General features: G+C 57.7%; 1 protein-coding gene. It reads right to left on the bottom strand.

The genetic code is table 11. From position 1 onward, the window contains the following. Window positions 1–430: 430 nt before the first annotated feature. Window positions 431–1,714 (bottom strand): DUF4038 domain-containing protein, encoded by a 1,284-nt coding sequence (locus RMO15_RS30575; protein ID WP_309722178.1) that lies wholly within the window; start codon window positions 1,712–1,714, stop codon window positions 431–433. Between the last annotated feature and the right edge of the window lie 367 nt (window positions 1,715–2,081).

Raw genomic sequence — 2,081 nt, 5'->3', positions numbered from 1 at the left:
TGCATCTGCTCGAATAATACGGGGATGTCATCTACCCGTTCCGTGATAAGAGTGAGCGTTTCGGTCATGAAACGAGGTTACCTCAAATTTGCTAAACCCCTCAAAAAATGAGCGAACCATGAGTCTTATAGTTCATAGTCGACAATAACTCAATGCAGGTATCTACCCGAATCCGGCTTCGCCGGAGGCCAGAGAACAGCCTGACGCGACCCGGAAGGCGTAGGCTGCTCAAGAGCAAAACAACCATTCACGTTCGCTCAACATTCCATTCGGACGCGGAGCAAGCTCCGGGGAATGTATCCGTCCGCGATTCACACCAAAGCGGCGCAGGAGCTCCCACTGATACGTGAGGCCGATCAGAGTCAGGCAGAGGTAGCCCAGACTAAGGGCTAGCCCGGGCTCCTCTTTTAGTTTCTGGGTAAGCCACTGCTTAGTCCTCATCGTCATCGGCGAGCTCGGTGGCTTCGAGGCAAAGCACCCAGTCGTTGTGACGGCCCGAGGTAGGCGGGGCGACATTGATAGTGCCATCGCAGTCCACCTCCTCATCGTCGACCGCGATCCCCGTGCGCGGGTCGTACCAGCTCACGGCAGCGGTGTCGAAGCCAAGCTCGTCTACCGCCAGATCGAGCTCGCCGCCTTCGGGGAGGTAGCAGAGAAGCCAGCCCTCGCCAACCAGGCACCGCACGCCGGTGTCTTCGGTGAGAATGCGCTCCTGAGCAGGGACGCCCGTGGTGAAGTCGCGCTCCTCGATCAGCGAGCGCAAGTGCCGCACCTGCCACGCGCCGGAGAAGTGTAGCGCCTCGGCCCAGTGGGTGTCGGCATAGGCAATCGCGGGGTGGCGGCTAGAGTCGAAGAACTGCCAGACATCCTGACAGCCGTAGGTCACGCCGCACGCTCCCGCCAGTACCGAGCGCCAGAGTGCGCTACGCACATCGTCGTCTCTAAAGCGGCTGGTGTCGGGCTTCCAGTTGATCGGGTGGTTCTCGTAGCACGGCTCCGCATCAAGAGTGGGCTTGACCGGCGTGAGAGCGTAGTCCTTGTCCACCATCGCTGCGTTGTCAATTCGCCGCGCTCCGTGGCCCGACTGAATCTGGTTGAAGTCCAGCCAGTCTTCGGTGTGAAAGTCGTCGCTGGAGTGACAGCCGCCTTGCGGATGGAAGGTAATAAGATGGTTTGGGTCAGAGTCGCGCAGCCCCTGACCGAGCTTTACAAACGTCTCTTTCTCTTCCTCGGTGGTTGGCTTGCGATCCCCGCCGTTGATCCAAATCACATTCTCGCGGTGGAGATAGCGCAGCCCCAGCCACTTGCCGTAGGCGTAGGCATTAGTTGGGTTAAAGATCACCGGCCCAACGCCCCACGCCTTCACTACTTTATCGCCCCACGTCGGCAGCAGGCCCACCATCAGGCCGAGCGAGTCCGCATAGTCCAGCACAGCGTCCACATGCGCGAAGTACTTCTCATTGGGCTTGGCCGGATCGAGGTCATGCAGCGGTAGATCGCCGTTTTGATTGGGCTCCGTCAGCCCCTCGAACTCCGCCAACAGAACCGCCTGGATTACCGTGAAGCCCTGCTCGGCACGCACCTCCAAGTAGTGCTTGGCCTCGTCGAGTGTCAGCCGATGAAACAGCTCCCAAGCCGTGTCAGCGAGGTAGAAAAAGGGGGTCTGGTCGTCCCACTGAAGAAAGCGGCCATTGTCGGTAACGCAAAGTTTCATGGACGCATTTTACCTGTCCAGGCGCATGAATGAGCCTGCTGATGCGACAAGCAGGGTAAACCCCACTCCAGCGGATTAGTTTTCTCGGGGTAAGCAGAGCCAGCGGTAGAAGGTGAGCAGAAGAAATCCGCCACCGAGAAAGATCAACATTCGACCATTGTCTTTGTAGAGGCTCTCTTGAATACCCCAAATTGTGTTCTCCGCTAAACCCGAATAGGAGTAAGAAGAGCTGGGTGGGGGCCAGGCCATTCTACTAGCATTGTCTCGAATCATCATACCAATATACGTTATCCTATACTGTAAATAGCAGCTATCGGGCGGCGATCCTCGGGCATTTTCATGATTCAATGAGAACCCCGTACATGGC

This window comes from Armatimonas sp., assembly GCF_031410135.1.
Lineage (GTDB): Bacteria > Armatimonadota > Armatimonadia > Armatimonadales > Armatimonadaceae > Armatimonas.
This window is presented reverse-complemented; position numbering and strand designations above follow the sequence as displayed.

Excerpts from the sequence above, each read along its gene's own strand:
- RMO15_RS30575 (WP_309722178.1), bottom strand. The coding sequence starts at position 1,714 with ATGAAACTTTGCGTTACCGACAATGGCCGCTTTCTTCAGTGGGACGAC.